Origin of the sequence: Streptomyces sp. NPDC102274 (genome assembly GCF_044766385.1) — a bacterium.
Taxonomy (GTDB): Bacteria; Actinomycetota; Actinomycetes; order Streptomycetales; family Streptomycetaceae; genus Streptomyces.
The window spans coordinates 108,517-129,668 of the sequence record NZ_JBIWLW010000022.1; the positions used below are offsets into that span (position 1 = coordinate 108,517).

The following is a 21,152-nucleotide window of genomic DNA, read 5'->3' on the forward strand; positions in this document are numbered from 1 at the left end:
CCCGGCTGCCGGGATTCCTGAGCAGCCGGGTCCGGGAGCCCTCGCGTCGTCCCGCGTCAGCCGTTGTGCCGGATGAGCGACTCGACCAGTCCGGGCCGGCTGGCGGGGAAGTCCAGCGGTACGATCCCGAGCCCGCGCCAGCCGCTCGCCTCGGCTCCGTCGAGGAAGGTGTGGACCTGCGGGTTCAGCCGGTCGGAGTTCCAGCGCGGCGGCAGCAGGGCCGCCGTGCTGACGTAGTTGATGTACATCTTCCCGGGCTGCTGGGCCGCCTTGCGGAAGTGCGCCTCGATCTTGGGGTACTTGGCGCCGGGCTCAGCCTGGTAGTCGTCCTGGATGTCGAAGAGCCCGGAGTCCCCGTACCGCACTCCGGGCAGTCCCCCGTTGTCCGCGAGCAGGACGACCCGTCCGCGCGCCTCGCCGAGGGTCGGGAGGTTGCCGTCGAGCCGGAAGAGGGAGCGCCAGCCCTTGCCGTCGAGATAGGTGTCGAAGATCCGCCGGAACTCCGCGTCGCTCTCACCGGAGTACTCCTGCTTGACGCGCATCAGGACGGTCTCGGAGGGGTTGGCCCGGAGGAAGTCCCGGCACGCGTTCAGCACATCGTCGAAGTTCAGGTTCTGGTAGAACGCGGCGTGGTGGATGGTGAACGCGTTCTCGAACGCCCGGCAGCGGACGTCGAGGAAGCGGACGCCGCTGTTCAGCTGCTCGGCGATGGTGGTGTCCTGGCAGGCCACCCAGAGACCGCCGGAGCGCGCGCCGGAGTTGTGCGTGCCGGGGATGGTCAGCCGCTGTACGGGGGTGGAGTCGGCGAAGCCGCCCATCCAGTCGTACGTGGCGAGCGCGCGCCGCGGTGCGGCGACGGCCGGGGCCGCACCGATCAGGGCAGCGGCGGAAACGGCGAACGCGCCGGCCAAAAAGCCCCGGCGCGTACCGACGCGCGTGCTCGTACTCGTGCTGGTGCTGGTGCTGGTGCTCGTACGCGTGCTCTGGGGCGTGCTTATGGGCGTGGTCATGCGAGGGTGCCTCCGTCAGGCATGGGGGGTCAGCCCTCGGATTATGACCGGTACACGACACGTAAGGAACAGCGTAAGAGCGGACGGCCACGGTTGAACTGGGGGCGGGGTGTCAGCCCTCCTGCCGGTCCTCGAAGTCGACCGAACTGCCCACATGGGCCCAGCGCTTGTCCTCGGCGCCGGTCCGCTCCAGCTCGGCGGTGGCGTACTGGAGTGCGTCGCTCCCCAGGAGCAGATGCAGCGGCGGCTCGTCCTCGTCGGCGATGTCGATCAACGCGCGGGCGGCCTTGACGGGGTCGATGGGCTCCTTGCCACTGCCGGCGCGCACGCGCTCGGCCATCGCGCCGACGGTCGGCCGATAGACGTCGTCGAAGGACGGCACCTCCATGGAGGAGCCGGCCCAGTCGGTACGCATGCCGCCGGGCTCGGCCACAGTCACCTTGATGCCCAGCGATGCGACTTCCTGCCGGAGCACGCCGGAGAAGCCCTCGACGGCGAATTTGGCGCTCTGGTAGGCACCCAGACCCGGCGCGGTGATCCGGCCGCCGACGGAGGCGACCTGGATGACGTGACCGCTGCCCTGGCGCCGCAGGACCGGCAGAGCGGCCTTGGTGACGAGGACCGTACCGAAGAACACGGCCTCCACCTGGGCGCGGAAGTCGTCCATGGTGACTTCCTCGACGGGCGCCATATTGGCGTAACCGGCGTTGTTCACGACGACGTCGATCCGCCCGAACCGCTCGACGGCACGTCGCACGGCGCCCTCGGCCAGCGCCTGGTCGGTGACGTCCAGGGCCACGGGCAGAACGCGGTCCCCGTACGTGTCGACCAGCCCGGAAAGCGTCTCGGTACGGCGCGCGGTCGCGACGACGCGCTTACCGGCCGCCAGGGCCTCTTCCGCGAGGGCGAGTCCCAGACCCCGGGAAGCGCCGGTGATGAACCAGACCTGATTGGACACGCTGCTCTCCTTAACCTTGTTCAAGCCATCCATAACGCATGCTGCTTGCGTTAAACCATAACGCATGTCGCTTGCGTTACGCGACCGCAGGGTGGACGACCGTAGGGTGAGGGCATGGAAACCATGGAGCCCGGCTTCCAGCGGGCCCGCACCCCGGAGCGCAAGCGGCAGCGCGCCGACGATCTCCTCGACGCCGCCCGCCGGCTGGCCCACGACGAGGGCGTGCGAGCGGTGACCCTGACGGAGATCGCCACCAGCGCCGGCGTGCATGTCTCCGCCGTGCGCAGGTACTTCGAGTCGCGCGAGGAGATCTTTCTGCGGCTCGCCGAGGAGGGCTGGCGGGAGTGGGCCGAGGCTCTGCGGGACCGGCTCGGCAGCGGATCTGCGGTCACCCCGTCCGGCCTGGCGGCGGCGCTGGCGGACACGCTCGGTGAGCGGCCGCTCTTCTGTGACCTGCTGGCCCACGCCCCGCTCAGTCTGGAACGGGCGGTCTCCGCCGATGTGGTGCGTGCCTTCAAGCTCAGCGCCGTGACGGCGGCCCAGGACATCGCGGAAACGCTGGCCGCCGCGCTCCCGGACCTCAGCCGGGACGCCGCCCTCGACCTCGTGACGACGGCCATGGCGCTGGCGCAATCCCTGTGGCAGATCTCGCACCCGCCGGAGACCCTCGCCAGGCTCTACCGGGAGGACGCCCGCCTCGCCCACGCCGCCATGGATTTCACACCGCGCCTGACGCGCCTGCTCCATGCGGCGGTTGTGGGGCTGGTGGCCGTCGGGACCGGGACCGGGGCCGGGACCAAAACCGAGGGGTAGTCGGGGTGGGCCGGGGGCAACAGGCTCATGCGTCGGCGCAGATCGGCGACCACTCGAACGCCCTCATGTACCCCGGCCCCCGGCCCTCAGCCCCCGAGCCCCGAGCCCCGGCCCCCGAGCCCGCCCCGCACGCCAGAGGGCGGTGAGCTCATCGCCCACCGCCCTCTGAACGGGTAAGTCCGCCGACGTTACCCCTACCCCTACTTCAGGATCCGCTACTTCAGGATCGTGATCCTGTCCGCCGCCGGCGGGGCCAGCGGCGCCTCCGCCGTGGAGTTCGCCGCCAGGTAGGCGTTGAAGAGGTCCAGGTCCGCAGGGCCGACCAGCTTGTTCTGGCCCTGGCCCAGGGCCGCGAAGCCGTCGCCGCCGCCGCCGAGGAACTCGTTCATCGCGACGCGGTACGTCTTCGCCGGGTCGATCGCCGCGCCGTTCAGCTTCACCGAGTCCGTGACGACCCGGGCCGCGCCCGTCTTCGTCATGTCCAGGGTGTAGGTGAAGCCCTTCGAGACCTGAAGGATCTTCGGGAACGCCTCGTTCGATCCGCTGACCTGCTGCTGGAGCGCCGTGATCACCTGGGCGCCGGTCAGGTCCACCGCGTTCATCATGTTGGTGAACGGCTGCACCGTGAACGCCTCGCCGTAGGTCACCACGCCGTCGCCCTCACTGCCCGACGCCTTGTGGACCAGGTCCGCCCTGATCCCGCCCGGGTTCATGAAGGCGATCTCCGCGCCGCCCTTGTCCGCCGGGGCCATGCCCGCGAGCTGCGCGTCCGCGATCACATCGCCGAGCGGCGACTCCGGGGACGTGGCGCCCCGGCCGTTGATGTCCGCGGAGATGAAGCCCTGCGGGGCGTTGGCGATCGGCGCGGCCAGCTTGTTCCAGCGCTCGATCAGCGAGGTCATGTCCGCCGCCTTCGGCTGCTCACGGCTGACGACGTGGTTCGCCGACTCCACGCTCGTCCGCACGATGTCGTTGGTGCGACGGTCGTAGGTGAGCGTGGTGTCCGTGTAGAGCTTGCCGAACGACGAGGCCGACGTGACCAGTCGCGGCTTCCCGGACGGGTCCGGGATCGTGCAGACGTACGCCTGGTGCGTGTGGCCGGTCACCAGCGCGTCGACCTTCGGCGAGATGCCCTTGGCGATGTCGGTGATCGGCCCGGAGATGCCGTCACCGGCGCCGGGGCTGTCGCAGTCGTAGTTGTACGCGGTGGACGCGGGCGCCCCGCCCTCGTGGATCAGCGCGACGATCGACTTGACGCCCTGCCGGTCCAGTTCCTTGGCGTACTTGTTGACCGTCTCGATCTCGTCGTGGAACTGGAGCCCCTTGACGCCCTCGGCGGTCACGATGTTCGGCGTGCCCTCCAGGGTCACTCCGATGAAGCCGATCTTGACGCCGTTCTTCTTCCAGACCGTGTACGGCTTGAGGACCGGCTTGCCGGTCTTCTCCGACGTCACATTGGCGGCGAGGTACGGGAAGTCGGCGCCCTTGAACTTCTTCCCCTTCTCGTAGCAGCCCTCGGTCGGGTGGCAGCCGCCGTTCTGAAGGCGGGCCAGCTCGACGGCGCCCTCGTCGAACTCGTGGTTGCCGACGGTCGTCACATCGAGGTCGATCTTGTTGAGCGCCTCGATGGTGGGCTCGTCGTGGAAGAGGCCGGACAGCAGCGGGCTCGCGCCCACCATGTCGCCGCCGGCCGCGGTGACGGAGTACGCGTTGCCCTTGCGGGCGTTGCGCAGCGAGGTCGCCAGGTACTCGATACCACCGGCGGGGATCGCCTTGGTCGTACCGTCGGCCTGCTTCTCGGTGACGGTCCCGGCGGAGCCCGCGGGCGCCTCCAGGTTGCCGTGCAGGTCGTTGAAGGACAGCAGCTGTACGTCAACGGTGCTCGGCTTGTGATCGCCGTGACCGTACCCCTTGCCGTGGCCGGACTCGGTGGCGGTGGCGGTCGGCATCGCGGCGAAGAGAGCGCCGACGGTGGCCAGACCTGCGGCAGCGGCGAGCACCCGCCGTGCCGCGCGGTGCTTCTGCGGTGTCGCTGACATCGATCCCCTTGGTGAACTCAGCATGAGAGTGGTGAAGAAAGTCGGAAGTTTCCCGAAGACTGCGAGCGGCAGCCTAGAGTCAACGCGCGTAGCACGACAGGGGGTACCGGGTTACAAGCTGGTTGCCGTTACGGGTGCGCCGGCTGTCGCGGCCGGGGCCATACGTCATCCTGCCGCACCCCCGCCGTACCCTCGACCCATGACTGACGCAGTAGCCCGCGAGCCCGGCCGGCAGATCCAGACCCTCGACGCGCTCACCCCCGAGCAGGCCGAAGACGTACTCGCCCTGCTGGCGGAGGCCGCCGCCTCGGACGGGGTGCAGGCCGTCTCCGAGCAGGGCCGGCTCCAGTTGCGCGGCGGGCGCCGGGAGGGCGTACGGCACTTCCTGGTGACCTTCGACGGTGAACTCGTCGGATACGGACAACTGGAGGACACCGACCCCATCGAGGCCCCGGCCGCCGAGCTGGTCGTACGCCCCGGGCGTCGGGGCCAGGGACATGGCCGGGCGCTGGGTACGGCGCTGCTGGGCGCGTCCGGGAAGCGGCTGCGGGTGTGGGCGCACGGCGGCAGGTCGGCCGCCCGGCATCTGGCCCAGGTGCTCGGGCTGACCCTCTTCCGTGAACTGCGCCAGCTGCGCAGGCCGCTGGTCCCGCCCGCGATTTCCGAACCGGTGCTGCCGGCCGGGGTCACCGTCCGTACGTTCGTCCCCGGCCAGGACGACGCGGCGTGGCTCGCGGTCAACGCCGCCGCCTTCGCCCACCACCCCGAGCAGGGCGCGCTGACCCAGCGGGACCTGAACGACCGTATCGCCGAGCCGTGGTTCGACCCGAAGGGCTTCTTCCTGGCCGAGCGCGACGGCGAGCTGGTCGGTTTCCACTGGACCAAGGTGCACGCCGAGGAGCAGCTCGGCGAGGTGTACGTCCTCGGCATCAGGCCCGACGCGCAGGGCGGCGGCCTCGGCAAGGCGCTCACCGCGATCGGGCTGCGGCACCTGGCGGCGCAGGGGCTGCCGACCGCGATGCTCTATGTGGACGCCGACAACACGGCGGCGGTGACGGTGTACGAGCGGCTCGGCTTCAGCACGCACGAGGTGGATCTGATGTACCGCACGGAGTCCTGAACCCACCGATAAGGGGAGTTGAGGGGCGGTGCCCTTGACGCCGCCCCTTACTTATCGCATGCTTTCACTACTTCCCTAGTGAAAGGGTGGTTGCGGGTGATCGAATACCGCATCGACCGGCGCAGCGGGGTAGCCACCTACCTCCAGATCGTCCAGCAGACCAAACAGGCCCTGCGCCTCGGCCTGCTGGAGCCCGGCGACAAGCTGCCCACCGCGCGTGAGGTGGTGGCGGCCACCGCCATCAACCCGAACACCGTGCTCAAGGCGTACCGCGAGCTGGAACGCGAGGGGCTGGCCGAAGGCCGGCGCGGGCTCGGCACGTTCGTCCGGGGCACCCTCGGCCGGGGCTCCGCCGACAGCGCGCTGCGGGCGGAGCTGGCCGCCTGGACGGACCGCGCCCACGCCGGAGGGCTCGACAAGGACGACGTGACCGCGCTCTTCACCTCCGTGGTCGAAGAGCGCTTCGAAGCGCACAGCAAACACGGCAAACGCATCAAACGCACCGAGCGCACCGAGCGCACCAAGGGGGACGACGCATGACTGTGGCGGCGATCGAGGCGATCGGCCTCGGCAAACGCTTCGCGGGACCCGCGAGAGTCGGACGACGCGAGCGCTGGGCGCTGCGCGGCTGCTCCTTCCGGATACCCGCCGGGCGCGTCTGCGCCCTCGTCGGCCCCAACGGCGCCGGCAAATCGACGCTGCTCGCCCACGCGGCCGGGCTGCTCGCCCCCACCGAGGGGACCGTACGCGTCCTGGGCGCGGCACCGGCCGACGCTCGCACGCGCCTCGCGTACGTCGCCCAGGACAAGCCGCTGTATCCGCAGCTGACAGTCGGTGAGACCCTGCGCATGGGCCGCGAGATGAACCCGGAGCGCTGGGACGCGGCAGCGGCCGATCGGATCATCGAGGGCGGCGGCCCGGGGAGCGCGCTCGATCACGGCCTGCGGATCCGGTCGCTCTCCGGCGGCCAGCGCACCCGCGTGGCGCTGGCTCTCGCGCTCGGCAAGCGGCCCGACCTGCTGCTGCTGGACGAGCCGATGGCGGATCTCGACCCGCTGGCGCGCCATCAGCTGATGGGCGCTCTGCTGGCCGGCGCGGCGGAGCACGGCACCACCGTCGTGATCTCCTCGCACATCCTCACGGAACTGGCCGACGCCTGCGACTATCTGCTGCTCGTGGACGGCGGCCGGGTGCGGCTCGGGGGCGAGGTGGAGGACATCCTCACCGCGCACCTGCTGGTGAGCGGAGCGGCCCGGGAGCTGGACGACCTGGCGCCGCACACGGTCGTCGAGTCCCGTACGGCGGGGCGCGGAGGTACGGCGCTGATCCGGCCGGACGGACCGCTGGACAGCAACTGGCAGACCGCAGAACCCTCCCTGGAGGAACTGCTGTTGGCACATCTGCGCTCCCCCGGCGCGCCCCCTCTGCTCACCCCGAGCGCCGAGCCACCGGAAGGCAACAACGGCAACGGCAACGGCGAGCGCGACCGTAAGGCGGTGGCGGCATGAGCACGCCGACCCTGCGCGGCCCGGTCTGGGTCGCCGTACGCCAGCACCGCCGCGTGCTGTGGGCGGGGACCGCGCTCCTCGTACTGACCGCCGCGATCCTGCTCCTCCAGCGGCACTTCGCGACGAGCGCGACGAGCGACTTCGCCGGGACGGGCTGTTCCATCCAGGTCACCACGCTCGCCTGCGGGGACACGGTCCGGGGCTTCCTCGACGCCCAGTACGGGCTCCACCAGTGGCTCAGTTACACGGGCACGCTGCTGTTCGCACTCCCCGGGATCGTCGGCGCCTTCGTGGCGGGTCCGGTGATCGGCAGGGAGTTGGAGTCCGGGACGTACAAGCTCGCCTGGACCCAGTCCGTCTCCCCCGCCCGCTGGCTCATGGCGAAGCTGGCGGTTCCCGTGGTGTGGACGGTCGTCGGGGCTACGGCGCTGGTGATCCTCTACCGCTGGTCCAGGTTCCAGGGGCCCGAGGGCGTGTACTCCGTCTACTGGTACGACAGATTCGGCTTCGCGGGGCTCGGCCCGCTGCCCGTCGCGTACGGCCTCCTCGGTATCGGGCTCGGCGCGCTCGCCGGGCTGCTGGTGCGCCGGACGCTCCTGGCGATGTCGGCCACCGCGCTCGCCCTGGGAGGGGCCATGCTCGCCATGATCACGTGGGTGCGCCCGTATCTGTGGCCCGTGGAGACCGTCATGGGCAACGGGCACCTTCCGGACCTGGCCTGGACGCTCCAGAACGGCGTCATTCTGGCCTCGGGCGAGCGGATGACCCGACAGGAGTGCGCGACGCGGGACTGGTCGTCGTCGCCGTGCCAGAAGCTCCACGAAGGTGCCACGTACTTCACCGACTACCACCCCGCCTCCCATTTCTGGCCTCTCCAGCTCATGGAGACCGGGATCGTCCTGGTCCTGGCCGCCGTGGCCGTCTTCGTGGCCTTCCGGGTGCTGCGCCGCAGCCACGCCTGACGCCGGGGGCCGGAACCGGACGGCCGGTTCCGGCCCCCGCCCGGGGCCACCGCCTCACCCACGGCTACGGTGGGGCTCCCCAGAGGCAGCACAGCGCCCCCGGGGAGCCCCGCCCCGCTTCCCTTCACGTCATGTCGCCGTTACCGGCCATTCAGACGCTCTTGCGACTCTCTCTGAATGCAGCCCGCTGTGCCCCCCACGCCGAACGGCAGGACCAACGGCAGGATCCACCTCGCCCCCGCGCTCTCCGACGCGCCCGTCGTGCCCTCCGCGCGGAACAATAGGGACATGACCCAGCAGCCCGCCGAGGTACCGGTCCAGCATTCCCAACCGTCCGTCGGATTCATAGCCGCCCACCGGCCGCACACCGTGGCCGCGACCAGCTCCGACCTCGAACCCGATCTCGACGCCGACCTGGACGCGTACGAGGAGGAGAGCGACCCGGACGGCGGCGATCTGCCCCAGGGCAGGTTCCTCGACCGCGAGCGCAGCTGGCTCGCCTTCAACGAACGGGTTCTGGAGCTGGCGGAGGATCCCACCACGCCGCTCCTCGAACGGGCTAACTTCCTCGCCATCTTCGCGTCCAACCTGGACGAGTTCTTCATGGTCAGGGTGGCCGGACTGAAGCGTCGCATCGCGACCGGCGTCGCCACCCGCTCCGCGTCCGGCCTCCAGCCGCGCGAGGTGCTGGATCTGATCTGGACCCGCTCGCGCGAGCTCATGGCCCGGCACGCCGCCTGCTACCAGCAGGATGTCGCCCCGGCCCTGGCCGACGAGGGCATCCACATCATCCGCTGGCCCGAGCTGACCGAGAAGGAGCAGGCACGCCTCTTCACGCTCTTCCGCCAGCAGATCTTCCCGGTCCTCACGCCCCTCGCCGTGGACCCGGCGCACCCCTTCCCGTACATCTCCGGCCTCTCCCTCAACCTGGCCGTGACCGTGCGCAACCCGGTGAGCGGCCACCGTCACTTCGCGCGGGTCAAGGTGCCGCCGCTACTCTCCCGCTTCCTGGAGGCGTCCCCCTCGCGGTACGTACCGCTGGAGGATGTGATAGCCGCCCACCTGGAGGAGCTGTTCCCCGGGATGGAGGTGCTGGCGCACCACATGTTCCGGGTCACGCGCAACGAGGACCTGGAGGTGGAGGAGGACGACGCCGAGAACCTCCTCAAGGCGCTGGAGAAGGAGCTCATGCGGCGCCGCTTCGGCCCGCCGGTCCGGCTGGAGGTCGAGGAGGACATCGCCCCCGAGGTCCTGGACCGGCTGGTGCGCGAGCTGAAGGTGACCGACGCGGAGGTCTATCCGCTGCCGGGGCCGCTGGATCTCACCGCGCTCTTCGGGGTCTCGTCGCTGGACCGGCCCGAGCTGAAGTACCCGAAGTTCATAGCGGGGACGAACCGCCAGCTCGCCGAGGTGGAGTCCGCGTCCGCGCCGGACATCTTCGCGGCCCTGCGCAACCGCGATGTGCTGCTGCACCATCCGTACGACTCGTTCTCGACCTCCGTCCAGGCGTTCCTGGAGCAGGCCGCGGGCGACCCGGACGTACTGGCCATCAAGCAGACGCTGTACCGGACGTCCGGCGACTCCCCGATCGTGGACGCGCTGATAGACGCCGCGGAGTCGGGCAAGCAGGTCCTCGTCCTCGTCGAGATCAAGGCCCGCTTCGACGAGCAGGCCAACATCAAGTGGGCGCGCAAGCTGGAAGAGGCCGGCTGCCATGTGGTCTACGGCCTGGTCGGGCTGAAGACGCACTGCAAGCTCTCGCTGGTGGTACGGCAGGAGGGCGAGTCCCTGCGCCGCTACAGCCATGTCGGCACCGGCAACTACCACCCGAAGACGGCACGGCTGTACGAGGACCTCGGCCTGCTCACCGCGGACCCCCAGGTCGGCGCGGATCTGTCCGACCTGTTCAACCGGCTGTCCGGCTACTCGCGCCGGGAGACCTACCGGCGGCTGCTGGTCGCCCCGAAGTCCCTGCGTGACGGGCTCGTCTCCCGGATCAACAAGGAAGTCGCGCACCACCACGCGGGTCGTCCCGCCTCGGTCCGTATCAAGGTCAACTCGATGGTCGACGAAGCGGTCATCGACGCCTGTTACCGGGCCTCCCAGGCCGGGGTGCCGGTGGACATCTGGGTCCGCGGGATATGCGCCATACGCCCCGGGGTCGTCGGCCTCTCCGAGAACATCCAGGTCCGCTCGATCCTCGGCCGCTTCCTGGAGCACTCCCGGATCTTCGCCTTCGGCAACGGCGGGGAGCCCGAGGTCTGGATCGGCAGCGCCGACATGATGCACCGCAATCTCGACCGCCGTATCGAAGCGCTGGTCCGGATCACCGATCCGGCCCACCGCGCGGCACTGACCCGGCTGATGGAGACCGGGATGTCCGACACCACGTCCTCCTGGCACCTCGGCCCGGACGGCAACTGGACCCGGCATTCCATGGATGCGGAGGGCCAGCCGCTACGGAACATCCAGGAAATGCTCATAGACGCCCGGAGGCGCCGGCGTGCAGCACCATGAAGTGGAAACCGACCGGCTTACCGCGTCCGGCCCCGACGGGCTGACCGCGGGCGAGGTCCTGGCCGGCTATCTGCATTCCCACGCCGGCGGCTTCCTGCGCGGCCTGCGGCTGTACGGGGAGAGCGGCGCGGACACGGCGGCGGCCGAGTCGGCGGCCCTGACATTGCGCGGCGCGGCGCGCAGGATCGGGGGCGGCCTGCATACGTTCCGGTCGCTGCTCGACCCCGGCTGGGCCGACCAGCTCCGTACGGAACTGGGCTGGCTGTCCGGCACGCTGGCCCAGGAGTACGCCTGTACGGCCCGGCTGCACCGGCTGGTGGGGGCGCTGGCCAGGCTCTCGGGCGCGGCGCCCGTGGCCGTCGCCGTACCGGCCGCGGCGCTCGGTGCCGTACCCGGCGCGCGTGCGGAGGCGGAGCCCGGCGGGCCGCCGCCCGGGACGCTCACTGTCGGCGCGTCCCGCGCGGGCGCGCTGCTGGAGCGGCAGCTGACCCTCGCCCGGACGCGCGCGCACTCGGCTGCGCTCCAGGCGCTCGGCTCGTCCCGCTTCCACGCGGTGGCGGACGCGGTGGCCGTACTGGCCTCGGAAGTGCCGCTGGCACCGCTCGCGAGCGCCCCGGCCGGCGAGGTGCTCACCGGTCCCGGCAAGGCCACCGAACGCCAGCTGCTGGACGCCGTCGGCGCGCTGCCGCTGGCGCGGGCCGCCCATCCGTACAACGCGGAGGCGCTGGTCCACGGCCTGGCGACATCCTCGGAGGGCGAGGCACAGGACGCTCCCTGGCACCAGGTACGGCAGCTGCTGCGGCTGCACCGGTACGCCCAGGAGGTGTGGTGCCACGGCGGCGCCCCCGACCCGGTGCTGCTGGGCGCGGGCCAGGCGCTGGACCGGCACCTCGACGCGGCCGAGGCGGCGGCAGCGGCGGCCAACGCGGCCCGCACCCCGCGGATCGCACCGACGACGGCGTACGCCCTGGGCGTGCTGCACGCGGACCAGCGCCACGAGGTGGAGGCGGCGCGCTTCGCGTTCCAGCAGGTGTGGCAGAAGGCGGCGGTGGCGCGGTGACCACGACGCCGGGCCCGGGGCCCGGGGGGCACTCGGGGCCGCAGGGACGGCCGTGGTCCGAGAGGCGCGGGCTGGGGATCGTCCGCGCCGGCGGGTGCGTGCTCTGGCGCCACTCGCCGTACGGGGACGGCGGTACGGAGATCTGCCTGGTGCACCGGCCCAAGTACGACGACTGGTCCCACCCCAAGGGCAAGCTCAAGCGCGCGGAGGACCCGCTGGCCGGGGCCCTGCGCGAGGTCCTGGAGGAGACGGGCCACCACTGCGTGCCCGGGACGCGGCTCGGCACCGTGCGCTATCTGGCACAGGGGCGCCCCAAGGAGGTCACGTACTGGGCGGCCGAGGCGACGGACGGGACGTTCGTCCCGAACGACGAGGTCGACCGCATCGTGTGGTTGACCCCGTCGGCGGCCCGCGAACGGCTGACGCAGCCCCGCGACCGGCTGCTGGTGGACGCGCTCCTGAACGCGCCGCATACGACGTAGCGGGCCGCACGCGACGTAGCGGGGCGTACACGACGTAGCGGGGCGTACACGACGTAGCGGCCCGCACAGGACACAGGGCCGCGTATCGGGTGGCGCTCTCGCATCCCTGCGCACACCCTGTACACGCCACCCGTATATGTCAGGCGCTGGACCGGCCGGGTGAACCCCACACCCGCCAAAACCACACCGCCCCGCGAGGTTCACCTTCCGTTCATTCGCCCCCGTCGGCGGCTTCACCTGATCTGCCTAATTTCGGCCTTACACGGTGACGGTCACAGCACCCCACCAGCCACCCCGACGCACGCCGCCGTACAAAGGCTCAGACCGGCGGCTCCTGGAAGGAACACCCGAAGTGAAGCTTCAGCGCAAGAACGGGCTGCGCGCCACCGCGCTCGGTGCCCTCGCCGTCTCCGGCGCCCTGGTTCTCACGGCGTGCGGTTCGGACGACAACGCTCCCGAAGGCTCGGCCCCGAAGTCCTCCGCCTCGACGAGCGCGGTGTGCAAGGACGCCAAGGGCCAGCTGCTCGCGTCCGGTTCCAGCGCGCAGAAGAACGCCATGGACCTCTGGGTCAAGGAGTACATGGCCACCTGCACCGGCGTGGAGGTCAACTACAAGTCCTCGTCGTCCGGCGAGGGCATCGTCGCCTTCAACCAGGGCACGGTCGGCTTCGCCGGCTCCGACTCGGCGCTCAAGCCCGAAGAGGTCGCCGACTCGAAGAAGATCTGCACCGGCGGCCAGGGCATCAACCTGCCGATGGTCGGCGGACCGATCGCGATCGGTTACCACCTGGAGGGTGTGGACAGTCTCGTCCTCGACGCCCCCACGCTCGCCAGGATCTTCGACAGCAAGATCAAGAACTGGGACGACGCGGCGATCAAGACGCTCAACCCCGACGCCAAGCTCCCGAACAAGCCGATCCAGGCGTTCCACCGCTCCGAGGACTCCGGCACCACGCAGAACCTCGGCAAGTACCTGGGCACCGCGGCCTCGTCCGACTGGAAGTACGAGGCCGAGAAGAAGTGGCCCGCCCCCGGCGGCCAGGCGGCCTCCGGCTCCTCCGGTGTCGCCACCCAGGTGAAGCAGGTCGACGGCTCGATCGGTTACTTCGAGCTCTCCTACGCCACCTCCCAGCAGCTCTCGACGGTCAAGATCGACACGGGCGCCACCGCCCCGGTCGAGGCGACCTCCGAGAACGCCTCCAAGGCCATCGCCGCCGCCAAGATCAAGGGCACCGGCAAGGACCTGGCCCTGGACCTCGACTACGCCACCAAGGCCGACGGTGCCTACCCGATCGTCCTCGTGACGTACGAGATCGCCTGCGACAAGGGCAACAAGCCCGAGACCCTGGCCACGGTCAAGTCCTTCCTGAACTACACCGCCGGCGCCGACGGCCAGAAGCTGCTCTCCGAGGCCGGCTACGCGCCGATCCCGGCCGAGATCAACGCCAAGGTCCGCGAGACGGTCGCCTCCCTCTCGTAAACCACAGCGACAGGTGAAGGCCGCCGGTCCGGAGCACCTCTCCGGACCGGCGGCCTCCGCCTCATCCGGTGCACCGCCGCCAGGGGAGCCAGCCCTCCCCCACACAGACCGGAAAGACCATGGCTTCCACTACATCGATAGACACCCCCCCACCCCCGCGGCCCCCGCAGGCCGACCCGCCGTCGGCGAGCACCTCCACCGGGCGTGCGGGCGACAAGATCTTCTCGGGCCTCTCCAAAGGCTCGGGCATTCTGCTGCTCGTCATCATGGCGTCGATCGCGGGGTTCCTCGCCTACCGCGCCGCCATCGCCATCTCCAAGGACGAGGGCAACTTCCTCACCACGCTCGACTGGAACCCCTCCGCGTCCCCGCCGGTCTTCGGCATCGCGGTCCTGCTCTTCGGCACGATCGTCAGCTCGATCATCGCGATGGTCATCGCGGTTCCGATCGCTGTCGGCATCGCGCTGTTCATCTCGCACTACGCGCCGCGCAGACTGGCCGCGCCCATCGCCTACATCGTGGACCTGCTGGCCGCCGTACCGAGCATCATCTACGGCATCTGGGGCGCCCTCGTCCTCGTGCCGTATCTCGACGGCCTCAACTCCTGGCTCGACCAGTACTTCGCGTGGACGTACATCTTCGACCAGACCCAGCCCGGCGTGGCCCGCAATATGCTCACCGTCGGCATCCTGCTGGCGATCATGATCCTGCCGATCGTGACCAGCGTCAGCCGGGAGGTCTTCCTCCAGGTACCGCGCATGAACGAGGAGGCGGCGCTCGCCCTGGGCGCCACCCGCTGGGAGGTCATCCGGCTCTCGGTGCTGCCCTTCGGACGCTCCGGTGTCATCTCCGCGTCGATGTTGGGACTCGGCCGCGCGCTCGGCGAGACGATGGCCGTCGCCACGGTCCTCTCGCCGAACTATCTGATCTCGCTCCATCTGCTCGACCCGGGCGGCGGCACGTTCGCCCAGAACATCGCGGCGAAGTTCGACGAGGCCGATGAGTTCGGGCGCGACGCCCTGATCGCCTCCGGTCTGGTCCTCTTCGTCCTCACCCTGCTGGTGAACGGCGCGGCCCGTCTGATCATCGCGCGCCGCAAGGAGTACTCGGGGGCCAACGCATGAGCCACGCAGTTGTTCAGGACACACCGACCCCGGTGCCGCCCCCGGGCGGGCGGGGCAGTCTCAGCCAGCGCAGCCTCCCCCGCTGGGCTCCGGCCGGCTTCGCCCTCCTCGGCATCCTCGTCGGCGTGGGCATCGGCGCCGCCGCCGGTCTCGACAGCAAGGTCCAGTGGGGCCTGATCGCGGTCATCGCCTTCGTCGTCATCTCGTACGTCGTCACGACGGCCGTCGAGAACCAGCGCCAGGCCAGGGACCGCCTGGCCACCAGCGTCGTCTGGGTCTGCTTCGTCCTCGCCGTCATCCCGCTGTTCTCGCTGCTCTGGACGACGATCAGCCGCGGCGTGGAGATCCTCGACGGGTACTTCCTGTCCCACTCCATGGCCGGTGTGCCCAGCACCCAGGTGGGCGGCGGTGTCTACCACGCGCTCATCGGCACGCTGGAGCAGGTCGGTATCGCCACCGTGGTCTCGGCGCCGATCGGCCTGCTGACCGCCGTGTATCTGGTCGAGTACGGCAAGGGCGCGCTGGCCAGGGCCGTCACGTTCTTCGTGGACGTCATGACCGGCATCCCGTCCATCGTCGCGGGTCTCTTCATCCTGTCGATCATGCTGATGACCAAGACCCAGCCGTCCGGTCTGATGGGCGCGCTCGCGCTGGCGATCCTGATGATCCCGGTCGTGGTCCGCTCCACCGAGGAGATGCTCAAGCTCGTACCGAACGAGCTGCGCGAGGCGTCGCTCGCCCTCGGCGTACCGAAGTGGCGCACGATCCTCAAGGTCGTTCTGCCGACCGCGATCGGCGGTATCACCACCGGTGTGATGCTCGCGATCGCGCGTATCGCCGGTGAGACCGCGCCGATCATCCTCCTCGTCTTCGGCAGCCAGCTGATCAACCCGAACCCCTTCGACGGCGCGCAGTCCTCGCTGCCCTTCTACATCTACGAGCAGTACAAGGCCGGCGAGGTGGCCTCGATCGACCGTGCCTGGGCCGCGGCCCTGGTGCTCATCGCGTTCGTCATGATCCTCAACCTGGTGGCGCGCGGCATCGCCCGCTGGAAGGCCCCGAAGACCGGCCGCTGAGGCCTCGATATCCGGCTCCGCCGCGCGGGGCCACGAAAGAAGCAGTGATTGACATGGCCAAGCGAATCGACGTCAGCGGTCTGACCGCCTACTACGGCTCCCACCGGGCCATCGACGACATCTCGATGACCGTGGAGCCCCGCTCCGTGACGGCCTTCATCGGCCCGTCCGGCTGCGGCAAGTCCACCTTCCTGCGCACCCTCAACCGCATGCACGAGGTCACCCCCGGCGGCCGCGTCGAGGGCAAGGTCCTGCTGGACGACGAGAACCTGTACGGGGCGAACGTCGACCCGGTCGCGGTACGCCGTACCGTCGGCATGGTCTTCCAGCGTCCGAACCCGTTCCCGACGATGTCGATCTTCGACAACGTCGCGGCGGGCCTGCGACTGAACGGCAAGGTCCGCAAGAGCGAGCTGGCCGAGGTCGTGGAGAAGTCCCTCAAGGGCGCCAACCTCTGGAACGAGGTCAAGGACCGCCTGAACAAGCCCGGTTCCGGCCTTTCCGGCGGCCAGCAGCAGCGTCTGTGCATCGCCCGCGCGATCGCGGTCGAGCCGGACGTCCTGCTGATGGACGAGCCCTGCTCCGCCCTCGACCCGATCTCCACCCTCGCCATCGAGGACCTGATCGGGGAGCTGAAGGAGAGCTTCACGATCGTCATCGTGACGCACAACATGCAGCAGGCGGCGCGAGTGTCGGACCGTACGGCGTTCTTCAACCTGGCCGCCGTCGGCCAGCCCGGCAAGCTCATCGAGATAGACGAGACCGAGCGGATCTTCGCCAATCCGTCCGTGCAGGCGACGGAGGACTACATCTCCGGACGCTTCGGATAGGCGACAGCCGTCCTGCGGTGCTGCATGGCGGTGCCACCGCACGGCGAAGGGCCCGCCCCCTCTCCCAGGGGGGCGGGCCCACTTCTTTGTACGGGCCTCGCTGTACGGCGCGGCTCAGCCGAAGGCGAGATTCACGATCCAACAGCATCCCCCGGGGACAACCCCCGGACCCCCGGCCGGGAGAAGCATCGCGCCCGTCAGCCGAAGGCCAGGTTCACGATCCAGAAGCTGACCGCGGCGACGAGGGCCGCCGCCGGCATCGTGATGAACCAGCCGAGAATGATGTTCTTGGCGACCCCCCAGCGGACCGCGTTAACCCGCTTCGTCGCCCCCACACCCATGATCGCCGAAGTGATGACATGCGTCGTGGAGATCGGCGCTTGGAACAGGAACGCCGAGCCGAACATGATCGACGCGCCGGTCGTCTCCGCCGCGAAGCCCTGCGGCGGGTCCAGCTCGATGATCTTCCGGCCGAGCGTCCGCATGATGCGCCAGCCGCCCGCGTACGTACCGAGGGACAGCATCAGCGCGCAGGCTATCTTCACCCAGACCGGGATCGCGTCCCCGGAGTCCTCCACATCGGCGATGACCAGTGCCATCACCACGATGCCCATCGTCTTCTGTGCGTCCTGCAGACCGTGCCCGAGCGCCATACCCGCCGCCGAGACGGTCTGGGCTATCCGGAAACCGCGCTTGGCCTTGTGCGGGTTGGCCCTGCGGAACAGCCACATGATCGCGACCATCACCAGGTATCCGATGACCAGACCGACGACCGGGGAGACGAACATCGGGATGACGATCTTCTCCAGCACCCCGCCCCAGATGACATCGGTCCCGCCCGCCAGCGCCGCGCCCACCATGCCGCCGAACAGCGCGTGGGAGGACGAGGACGGAAGCCCGTAGTACCAGGTGACCAGGTTCCAGACGATCGCACCGACCAGCGCGGCGAAGAGGATGCCCATCCCCCGCGATCCGTGCGGCGTGGCGATCAGGCCCTCGCTGACGGTCTTGGCGACCCCCTGACCGAGGAACGCGCCCGCGAGGTTCATCACCGCGGCCATCGCCAGAGCCGCGCGCGGGGTCAGTGCCCGGGTCGAGACCGAGGTGGCGATGGCGTTGGCGGAGTCGTGAAAGCCGTTGGTGTAGGTGAAACCGAGCGCGACACCGACGGTCACGATCAACGCAAAGGTGTCCACGTGGTTCAGGACTCCTTGACCGCGATGGTCTCCACCGTATTCGCGACGTGCTCGAACGCGTCGGCGGCCTCTTCAAGCACGTCGACGACCTGCTTGAGCTTGAGCACCTCCATCGCGTCGTACTTGCCGTTGAAGAGATGGGCCAGCAGCTTGCGGTGGATCTGGTCCGCCTGGTTCTCCAGCCGGTTGACCTCGATCCAGTACTCGGTGAGGTTGTTCATCGTCCGCAGGTGCGGCATGGCCTCGGCGGTCAGCTCGGCGGCGCGGGCGAGCACCTCGATCTGCTGCTCGACACCCTTGGGAAGCTCTTCGATGTTGTACAGGACGACGAGATCGACGGCCTCCTCCATGAAGTCCATGATGTCGTCGAGCTGGGACGCGAGGCTGTAGATGTCCTCACGGTCGAACGGCGTGATGAAGGAGGAGTTGAGCTGATGGAAGATCGCGTGAGTGGCATCGTCGCCCGCGTGCTCCGCTGCCCTCATCCGCTCCGCGATCTCGGCCCGGGCGGAGGAATCCGCCCCGAGGAGTTCCATAAGGAGCTTGGAGCCCGTGACGATGTTGTCCGCGGACGCGGCGAACATGTCATAGAAGCTCGTCTCCCTGGGGGTCAGACGAAATCGCACGTGGGGTCCTCGGGTTACATGGGATTCGGTCAGGGGTGATGCTAGGCGCAACATCCGGCCACGGCTAACCGGCAAGTTCCCAGTGTCACCCATGGTGGCAAGGCGAACGGCACAGGCCCCTGCCCCGGACCCCAGAGACGGGTAACATATACCCAGGTAGGGTATACACGCCTTTTCGGACACCATCATCGGTATCAGCCGACAGCACAACGGGAGGACGCGATGACGACCACTGAGGCGGCCGGCGTGACGGACACCGCCGCCGCCGTCACCACCGATCACGACCGCGGGGTGCACGGCTACCACAAGCAGAAGGACGAGCACCTCAAGCGGCTGCGCAGGATCGAGGGCCAGATCCGCGGCCTCCAGCGGCTGGTGGACGAGGACGTCTACTGCATCGACATACTGACCCAGGTCTCCGCCTCGACGAAGGCGCTCCAGTCCTTCGCGCTCCAGCTCCTCGAAGAGCACCTGCGCCACTGCGTCGCCGACGCCGCGGTCAAGGGCGGCGTGGAGATCGACGCGAAGGTGGAGGAAGCGACCAAGGCGATCGCCCGGCTCCTCCGTACCTGACGCACCTCGCGCACCGGACAGAACAGACACAACAGGCGCACCGGAGAGACCGGATGCGCCTGTGATGTACCCGACACGTCAGATGTATGTGACGCACCTGACGTACCTGATGTATCTGACGCATGTGATGCATGTGACGCCGGCCGCCCCATGACCGGGGCGGCCTCGGCATTCACTCCCCGCGGCGTTCACTCCCCGCAGGAGTCTCTTCGCCGGGGGCTTCGGGACGTCCCAGGATGGCGAGGGGCGGTGGGCCGTTCCGCCCTCACGTTCAGCACCTCGTCGATACGGTCCGGGCTGAGCCGTTCCCCGTCCGCGGCCGACGCCGCGATCATCAACTCCCCGCACCACTCGATCTCGGCGAGGGCCACGTGGTCCTGAACGTTCGGCGTGCGCAACAGAGCCACGTGCATTCACCTCTTCCTGCCGGTGTCGACTTCCTAGCGTAGGGAGCGTGATACACACCGCGCATGGCACGTCTGGACCATTTCCGCCTTGGTCCCCTGTGGTTACGGCTTGATTTGATCTTGCCGATCCCGTCATGCGGCGTTTGCGTTCTGCACAACCGCGGCCCGTACGCGGCTCAGGACTTGATCTCCCCTGCGAAGATGTCGCCCTGCGGGGGCAGCGTGACGGCGACCCGCTCGCCGAACGCGTACAGCAGCGTCGTCGAGGCGACGGCGACCGTACGGCCCTGGTTGACATAGCTGAACCGGTGCCTGACCTTGCGCAACCGCCCGGCGTCGTCCAGATACGCGTCGAACGGCACCGCGTCCTCGCCGAACCCCTTCGCCGCCGCGCCCAGCGCCCCGCGCGCGTACGACGACGCGGCCTCCGCGGCCCGCCCGATGTCGGTGACACCCTTGTAGTGCCATACGCGGACGCCGGCCAGATCCTGCTCGGCGACAAAGGTCACATTCCTGGCGGCACGCAGCAGTTCGGCCGCGGTCAGCGGATCCGTCGCCCCGCCCGTGACCAGATTCCCGTCCTCCAGCGTGGTCGAGTCGACCCTGACCCACTTGTCGGCGGGCACCCCGGCGCCGCGGTTCTTCATGTACAGCGCGCCGGGCGAGAGCAGTTCGGTGATCGGCCGGTGCTCACTCGCGCCCGCGGGCTCCTTGGGCAGTACGACCCGGAGCCGCCCCATCCGCTTGCCGAAGTCATAGCCGCCCTCGCCACGGATGGTCACGCGCGTCCCGCCGGCCGCCATCTCCATGGATGTACTGGCCTTCGAACTGCCCGACGCGAGCAGCGCGTCGGCCGCCTTCCGCACGGCCGCGGGATCGCTGCCGGGCCGCTCGTCGGCCACGGCTCCACCGCTCCCGGAACAGCCGGCGGTCGTGGCCACGACCCCCGCCATGGTCACGACGGCGAACGCCACGCCCCTGCGTCTGTGCTGCTGCACCACCATCGCCTGCCAACCCCCAACGCCCGACCGCCGCTTGTCCGAAACCCGCCCGCTCCGGATAACGACGCCCGGCGATCCTCGTCACGCCGGGCCCGGTTACGGGACACCCGCACCCCGGTACCGTGGAGATGTGTGCGAGCAAGACACCTCTGATCCCCCCACCGCCGCCTCATCTCCCCCTTTGTCCAGGTCCCCCCGGGCCTCTTCCCGCTCCGGCACGCCACCCCATGAGGCCACGACCGTCGAGCGCGGCTCGTTCTGCACGGCGCGCTGCACCTGCGGCTGGTCGGGCCATGCCCGCAGATCGCGCGACCTCGCCCGTACCGACGCCGCGATCCACGTCGCGACCCAGACGGCGAAGAGCTGAGGC

At 69.6% G+C, this 21,152-nt stretch carries 21 protein-coding genes; 14 read left to right on the forward strand and 7 right to left on the reverse strand.

What is annotated here, in order from left to right:
* Positions 1–56: 56 nt before the first annotated feature.
* Both ACIRQP_RS26935 and ACIRQP_RS26940 read right to left on the reverse strand, forming a co-directional pair.
* Positions 57–1,010: a phosphatidylinositol-specific phospholipase C gene (locus tag ACIRQP_RS26935; RefSeq protein WP_403893729.1), complete on the reverse strand. Its 954-nt coding sequence runs from the start codon at positions 1,008–1,010 to the stop codon at positions 57–59.
* 112 nt (positions 1,011–1,122) lie between these two features.
* Complete coding sequence (locus tag ACIRQP_RS26940; protein ID WP_403893731.1) at positions 1,123–1,968, reverse strand: oxidoreductase; 846 nt, start codon at positions 1,966–1,968, stop codon at positions 1,123–1,125.
* Positions 1,969–2,082: 114 nt separating this feature from the next.
* On the opposite strand from ACIRQP_RS26940, the gene ACIRQP_RS26945 reads away from it, so the two are divergent.
* Complete coding sequence (locus tag ACIRQP_RS26945) at positions 2,083–2,781, forward strand: TetR family transcriptional regulator (protein WP_403893733.1); 699 nt, start codon at positions 2,083–2,085, stop codon at positions 2,779–2,781.
* A 215-nt stretch (positions 2,782–2,996) separates the two neighbouring features.
* Here the strand turns inward: ACIRQP_RS26945 and ACIRQP_RS26950 are convergent, their stop codons facing one another.
* Entirely contained in the window at positions 2,997–4,820 is a 1,824-nt protein-coding gene (locus ACIRQP_RS26950) for a bifunctional metallophosphatase/5'-nucleotidase (RefSeq protein WP_403893735.1), read from the reverse strand.
* A gap of 199 nt (positions 4,821–5,019) precedes the next feature.
* Between ACIRQP_RS26950 and mshD the strand changes: the two genes are divergently transcribed.
* From mshD to pstB, 11 genes are all read left to right on the forward strand, one after another.
* Complete coding sequence (gene mshD / locus ACIRQP_RS26955) at positions 5,020–5,940, forward strand: mycothiol synthase (RefSeq protein WP_403893737.1); 921 nt, start codon at positions 5,020–5,022, stop codon at positions 5,938–5,940.
* 96 nt (positions 5,941–6,036) lie between these two features.
* Complete coding sequence (locus ACIRQP_RS26960; protein ID WP_403893739.1) at positions 6,037–6,480, forward strand: GntR family transcriptional regulator; 444 nt, start codon at positions 6,037–6,039, stop codon at positions 6,478–6,480.
* Positions 6,477–7,448, forward strand: a complete 972-nt coding sequence (locus ACIRQP_RS26965; RefSeq protein ID WP_403893741.1) for an ABC transporter ATP-binding protein — start codon at positions 6,477–6,479, stop codon at positions 7,446–7,448. Before ACIRQP_RS26960 ends, ACIRQP_RS26965 begins: the two co-directional genes overlap by 4 nt.
* Positions 7,445–8,410, forward strand: coding sequence for an ABC transporter permease (locus ACIRQP_RS26970; protein WP_403893743.1), 966 nt, complete (start codon positions 7,445–7,447; stop codon positions 8,408–8,410). Before ACIRQP_RS26965 ends, ACIRQP_RS26970 begins: the two co-directional genes overlap by 4 nt.
* 288 nt (positions 8,411–8,698) lie before the next feature.
* Positions 8,699–10,927 carry an RNA degradosome polyphosphate kinase gene (locus tag ACIRQP_RS26975; protein WP_403893745.1) on the forward strand — a complete coding sequence of 743 codons (2,229 nt, stop codon included), beginning with the start codon at positions 8,699–8,701 and terminating at the stop codon, positions 10,925–10,927.
* Complete coding sequence (locus tag ACIRQP_RS26980; RefSeq protein WP_403893747.1) at positions 10,914–11,987, forward strand: CHAD domain-containing protein; 1,074 nt, start codon at positions 10,914–10,916, stop codon at positions 11,985–11,987. Before ACIRQP_RS26975 ends, ACIRQP_RS26980 begins: the two co-directional genes overlap by 14 nt.
* A 71-nt stretch (positions 11,988–12,058) precedes the next feature.
* Entirely contained in the window at positions 12,059–12,469 is a 411-nt protein-coding gene (locus ACIRQP_RS26985; RefSeq protein WP_403893805.1) for an NUDIX hydrolase, read from the forward strand.
* A gap of 352 nt (positions 12,470–12,821) precedes the next feature.
* On the forward strand, positions 12,822–13,949 hold the full coding sequence (gene pstS, locus ACIRQP_RS26990; protein WP_403893749.1) for a phosphate ABC transporter substrate-binding protein PstS: 1,128 nt from the start codon (positions 12,822–12,824) through the stop codon (positions 13,947–13,949).
* A 119-nt stretch (positions 13,950–14,068) separates the two neighbouring features.
* On the forward strand, positions 14,069–15,073 hold the full coding sequence (gene pstC / locus ACIRQP_RS26995; RefSeq protein WP_403893751.1) for a phosphate ABC transporter permease subunit PstC: 1,005 nt from the start codon (positions 14,069–14,071) through the stop codon (positions 15,071–15,073).
* Entirely contained in the window at positions 15,070–16,149 is a 1,080-nt protein-coding gene (gene pstA, locus ACIRQP_RS27000) for a phosphate ABC transporter permease PstA (RefSeq protein ID WP_403893753.1), read from the forward strand. The genes pstC and pstA overlap by 4 nt, the downstream gene beginning before the upstream one ends.
* A gap of 53 nt (positions 16,150–16,202) precedes the next feature.
* A complete protein-coding gene (gene pstB, locus ACIRQP_RS27005) occupies positions 16,203–16,979 on the forward strand; it encodes a phosphate ABC transporter ATP-binding protein PstB (RefSeq protein ID WP_403893755.1) in 777 nt (258 codons plus the stop codon).
* A gap of 197 nt (positions 16,980–17,176) precedes the next feature.
* Here the strand turns inward: pstB and ACIRQP_RS27010 are convergent, their stop codons facing one another.
* The gene (locus ACIRQP_RS27010; protein ID WP_403893757.1) at positions 17,177–18,175 is read right to left on the reverse strand and encodes an anion permease; all 999 of its coding nucleotides are present in this window, start codon (positions 18,173–18,175) and stop codon (positions 17,177–17,179) included.
* Positions 18,176–18,180: 5 nt separating this feature from the next.
* Positions 18,181–18,801: a DUF47 domain-containing protein gene (locus ACIRQP_RS27015; RefSeq protein WP_030353473.1), complete on the reverse strand. Its 621-nt coding sequence runs from the start codon at positions 18,799–18,801 to the stop codon at positions 18,181–18,183.
* A gap of 222 nt (positions 18,802–19,023) precedes the next feature.
* Between ACIRQP_RS27015 and ACIRQP_RS27020 the strand changes: the two genes are divergently transcribed.
* The gene (locus tag ACIRQP_RS27020; RefSeq protein WP_403893759.1) at positions 19,024–19,374 is read left to right on the forward strand and encodes a metal-sensitive transcriptional regulator; all 351 of its coding nucleotides are present in this window, start codon (positions 19,024–19,026) and stop codon (positions 19,372–19,374) included.
* A gap of 188 nt (positions 19,375–19,562) precedes the next feature.
* On the opposite strand, the gene ACIRQP_RS27025 is transcribed toward ACIRQP_RS27020, so the two are convergent.
* Positions 19,563–19,787, reverse strand: a complete 225-nt coding sequence (locus tag ACIRQP_RS27025) for a hypothetical protein (protein WP_403893761.1) — start codon at positions 19,785–19,787, stop codon at positions 19,563–19,565.
* A 170-nt stretch (positions 19,788–19,957) separates the two neighbouring features.
* Complete coding sequence (locus ACIRQP_RS27030) at positions 19,958–20,785, reverse strand: hypothetical protein (RefSeq protein ID WP_403893763.1); 828 nt, start codon at positions 20,783–20,785, stop codon at positions 19,958–19,960.
* A gap of 178 nt (positions 20,786–20,963) precedes the next feature.
* Between ACIRQP_RS27030 and ACIRQP_RS27035 the strand changes: the two genes are divergently transcribed.
* Positions 20,964–21,149, forward strand: coding sequence for a hypothetical protein (locus ACIRQP_RS27035; protein ID WP_403893765.1), 186 nt, complete (start codon positions 20,964–20,966; stop codon positions 21,147–21,149).
* Positions 21,150–21,152 lie beyond the last annotated feature (3 nt).

Bases quoted from the DNA above. Each gene is read 5' to 3' on its own strand.
- pstA (WP_403893753.1), top strand. From the start codon at position 15,070: ATGAGCCACGCAGTTGTTCAGGACACACCGACCCCGGTGCCGCCCCCG.
- ACIRQP_RS26945 (WP_403893733.1), top strand. From the start codon at position 2,083: ATGGAAACCATGGAGCCCGGCTTCCAGCGGGCCCGCACCCCGGAGCGC.
- ACIRQP_RS26975 (WP_403893745.1), top strand. From the start codon at position 8,699: ATGACCCAGCAGCCCGCCGAGGTACCGGTCCAGCATTCCCAACCGTCC.
- ACIRQP_RS26935 (WP_403893729.1), bottom strand. From the start codon at position 1,010: ATGACCACGCCCATAAGCACGCCCCAGAGCACGCGTACGAGCACCAGC.
- pstC (WP_403893751.1), top strand. From the start codon at position 14,069: ATGGCTTCCACTACATCGATAGACACCCCCCCACCCCCGCGGCCCCCG.
- ACIRQP_RS26950 (WP_403893735.1), bottom strand. From the start codon at position 4,820: ATGTCAGCGACACCGCAGAAGCACCGCGCGGCACGGCGGGTGCTCGCC.
- ACIRQP_RS27025 (WP_403893761.1), bottom strand. From the start codon at position 19,787: ATGCACGTGGCTCTGTTGCGCACGCCGAACGTTCAGGACCACGTGGCC.
- ACIRQP_RS26965 (WP_403893741.1), top strand. From the start codon at position 6,477: ATGACTGTGGCGGCGATCGAGGCGATCGGCCTCGGCAAACGCTTCGCG.
- pstB (WP_403893755.1), top strand. From the start codon at position 16,203: ATGGCCAAGCGAATCGACGTCAGCGGTCTGACCGCCTACTACGGCTCC.
- mshD (WP_403893737.1), top strand. From the start codon at position 5,020: ATGACTGACGCAGTAGCCCGCGAGCCCGGCCGGCAGATCCAGACCCTC.
- ACIRQP_RS26970 (WP_403893743.1), top strand. From the start codon at position 7,445: ATGAGCACGCCGACCCTGCGCGGCCCGGTCTGGGTCGCCGTACGCCAG.
- ACIRQP_RS27030 (WP_403893763.1), bottom strand. From the start codon at position 20,785: ATGGTGGTGCAGCAGCACAGACGCAGGGGCGTGGCGTTCGCCGTCGTG.
- ACIRQP_RS27020 (WP_403893759.1), top strand. From the start codon at position 19,024: ATGACGACCACTGAGGCGGCCGGCGTGACGGACACCGCCGCCGCCGTC.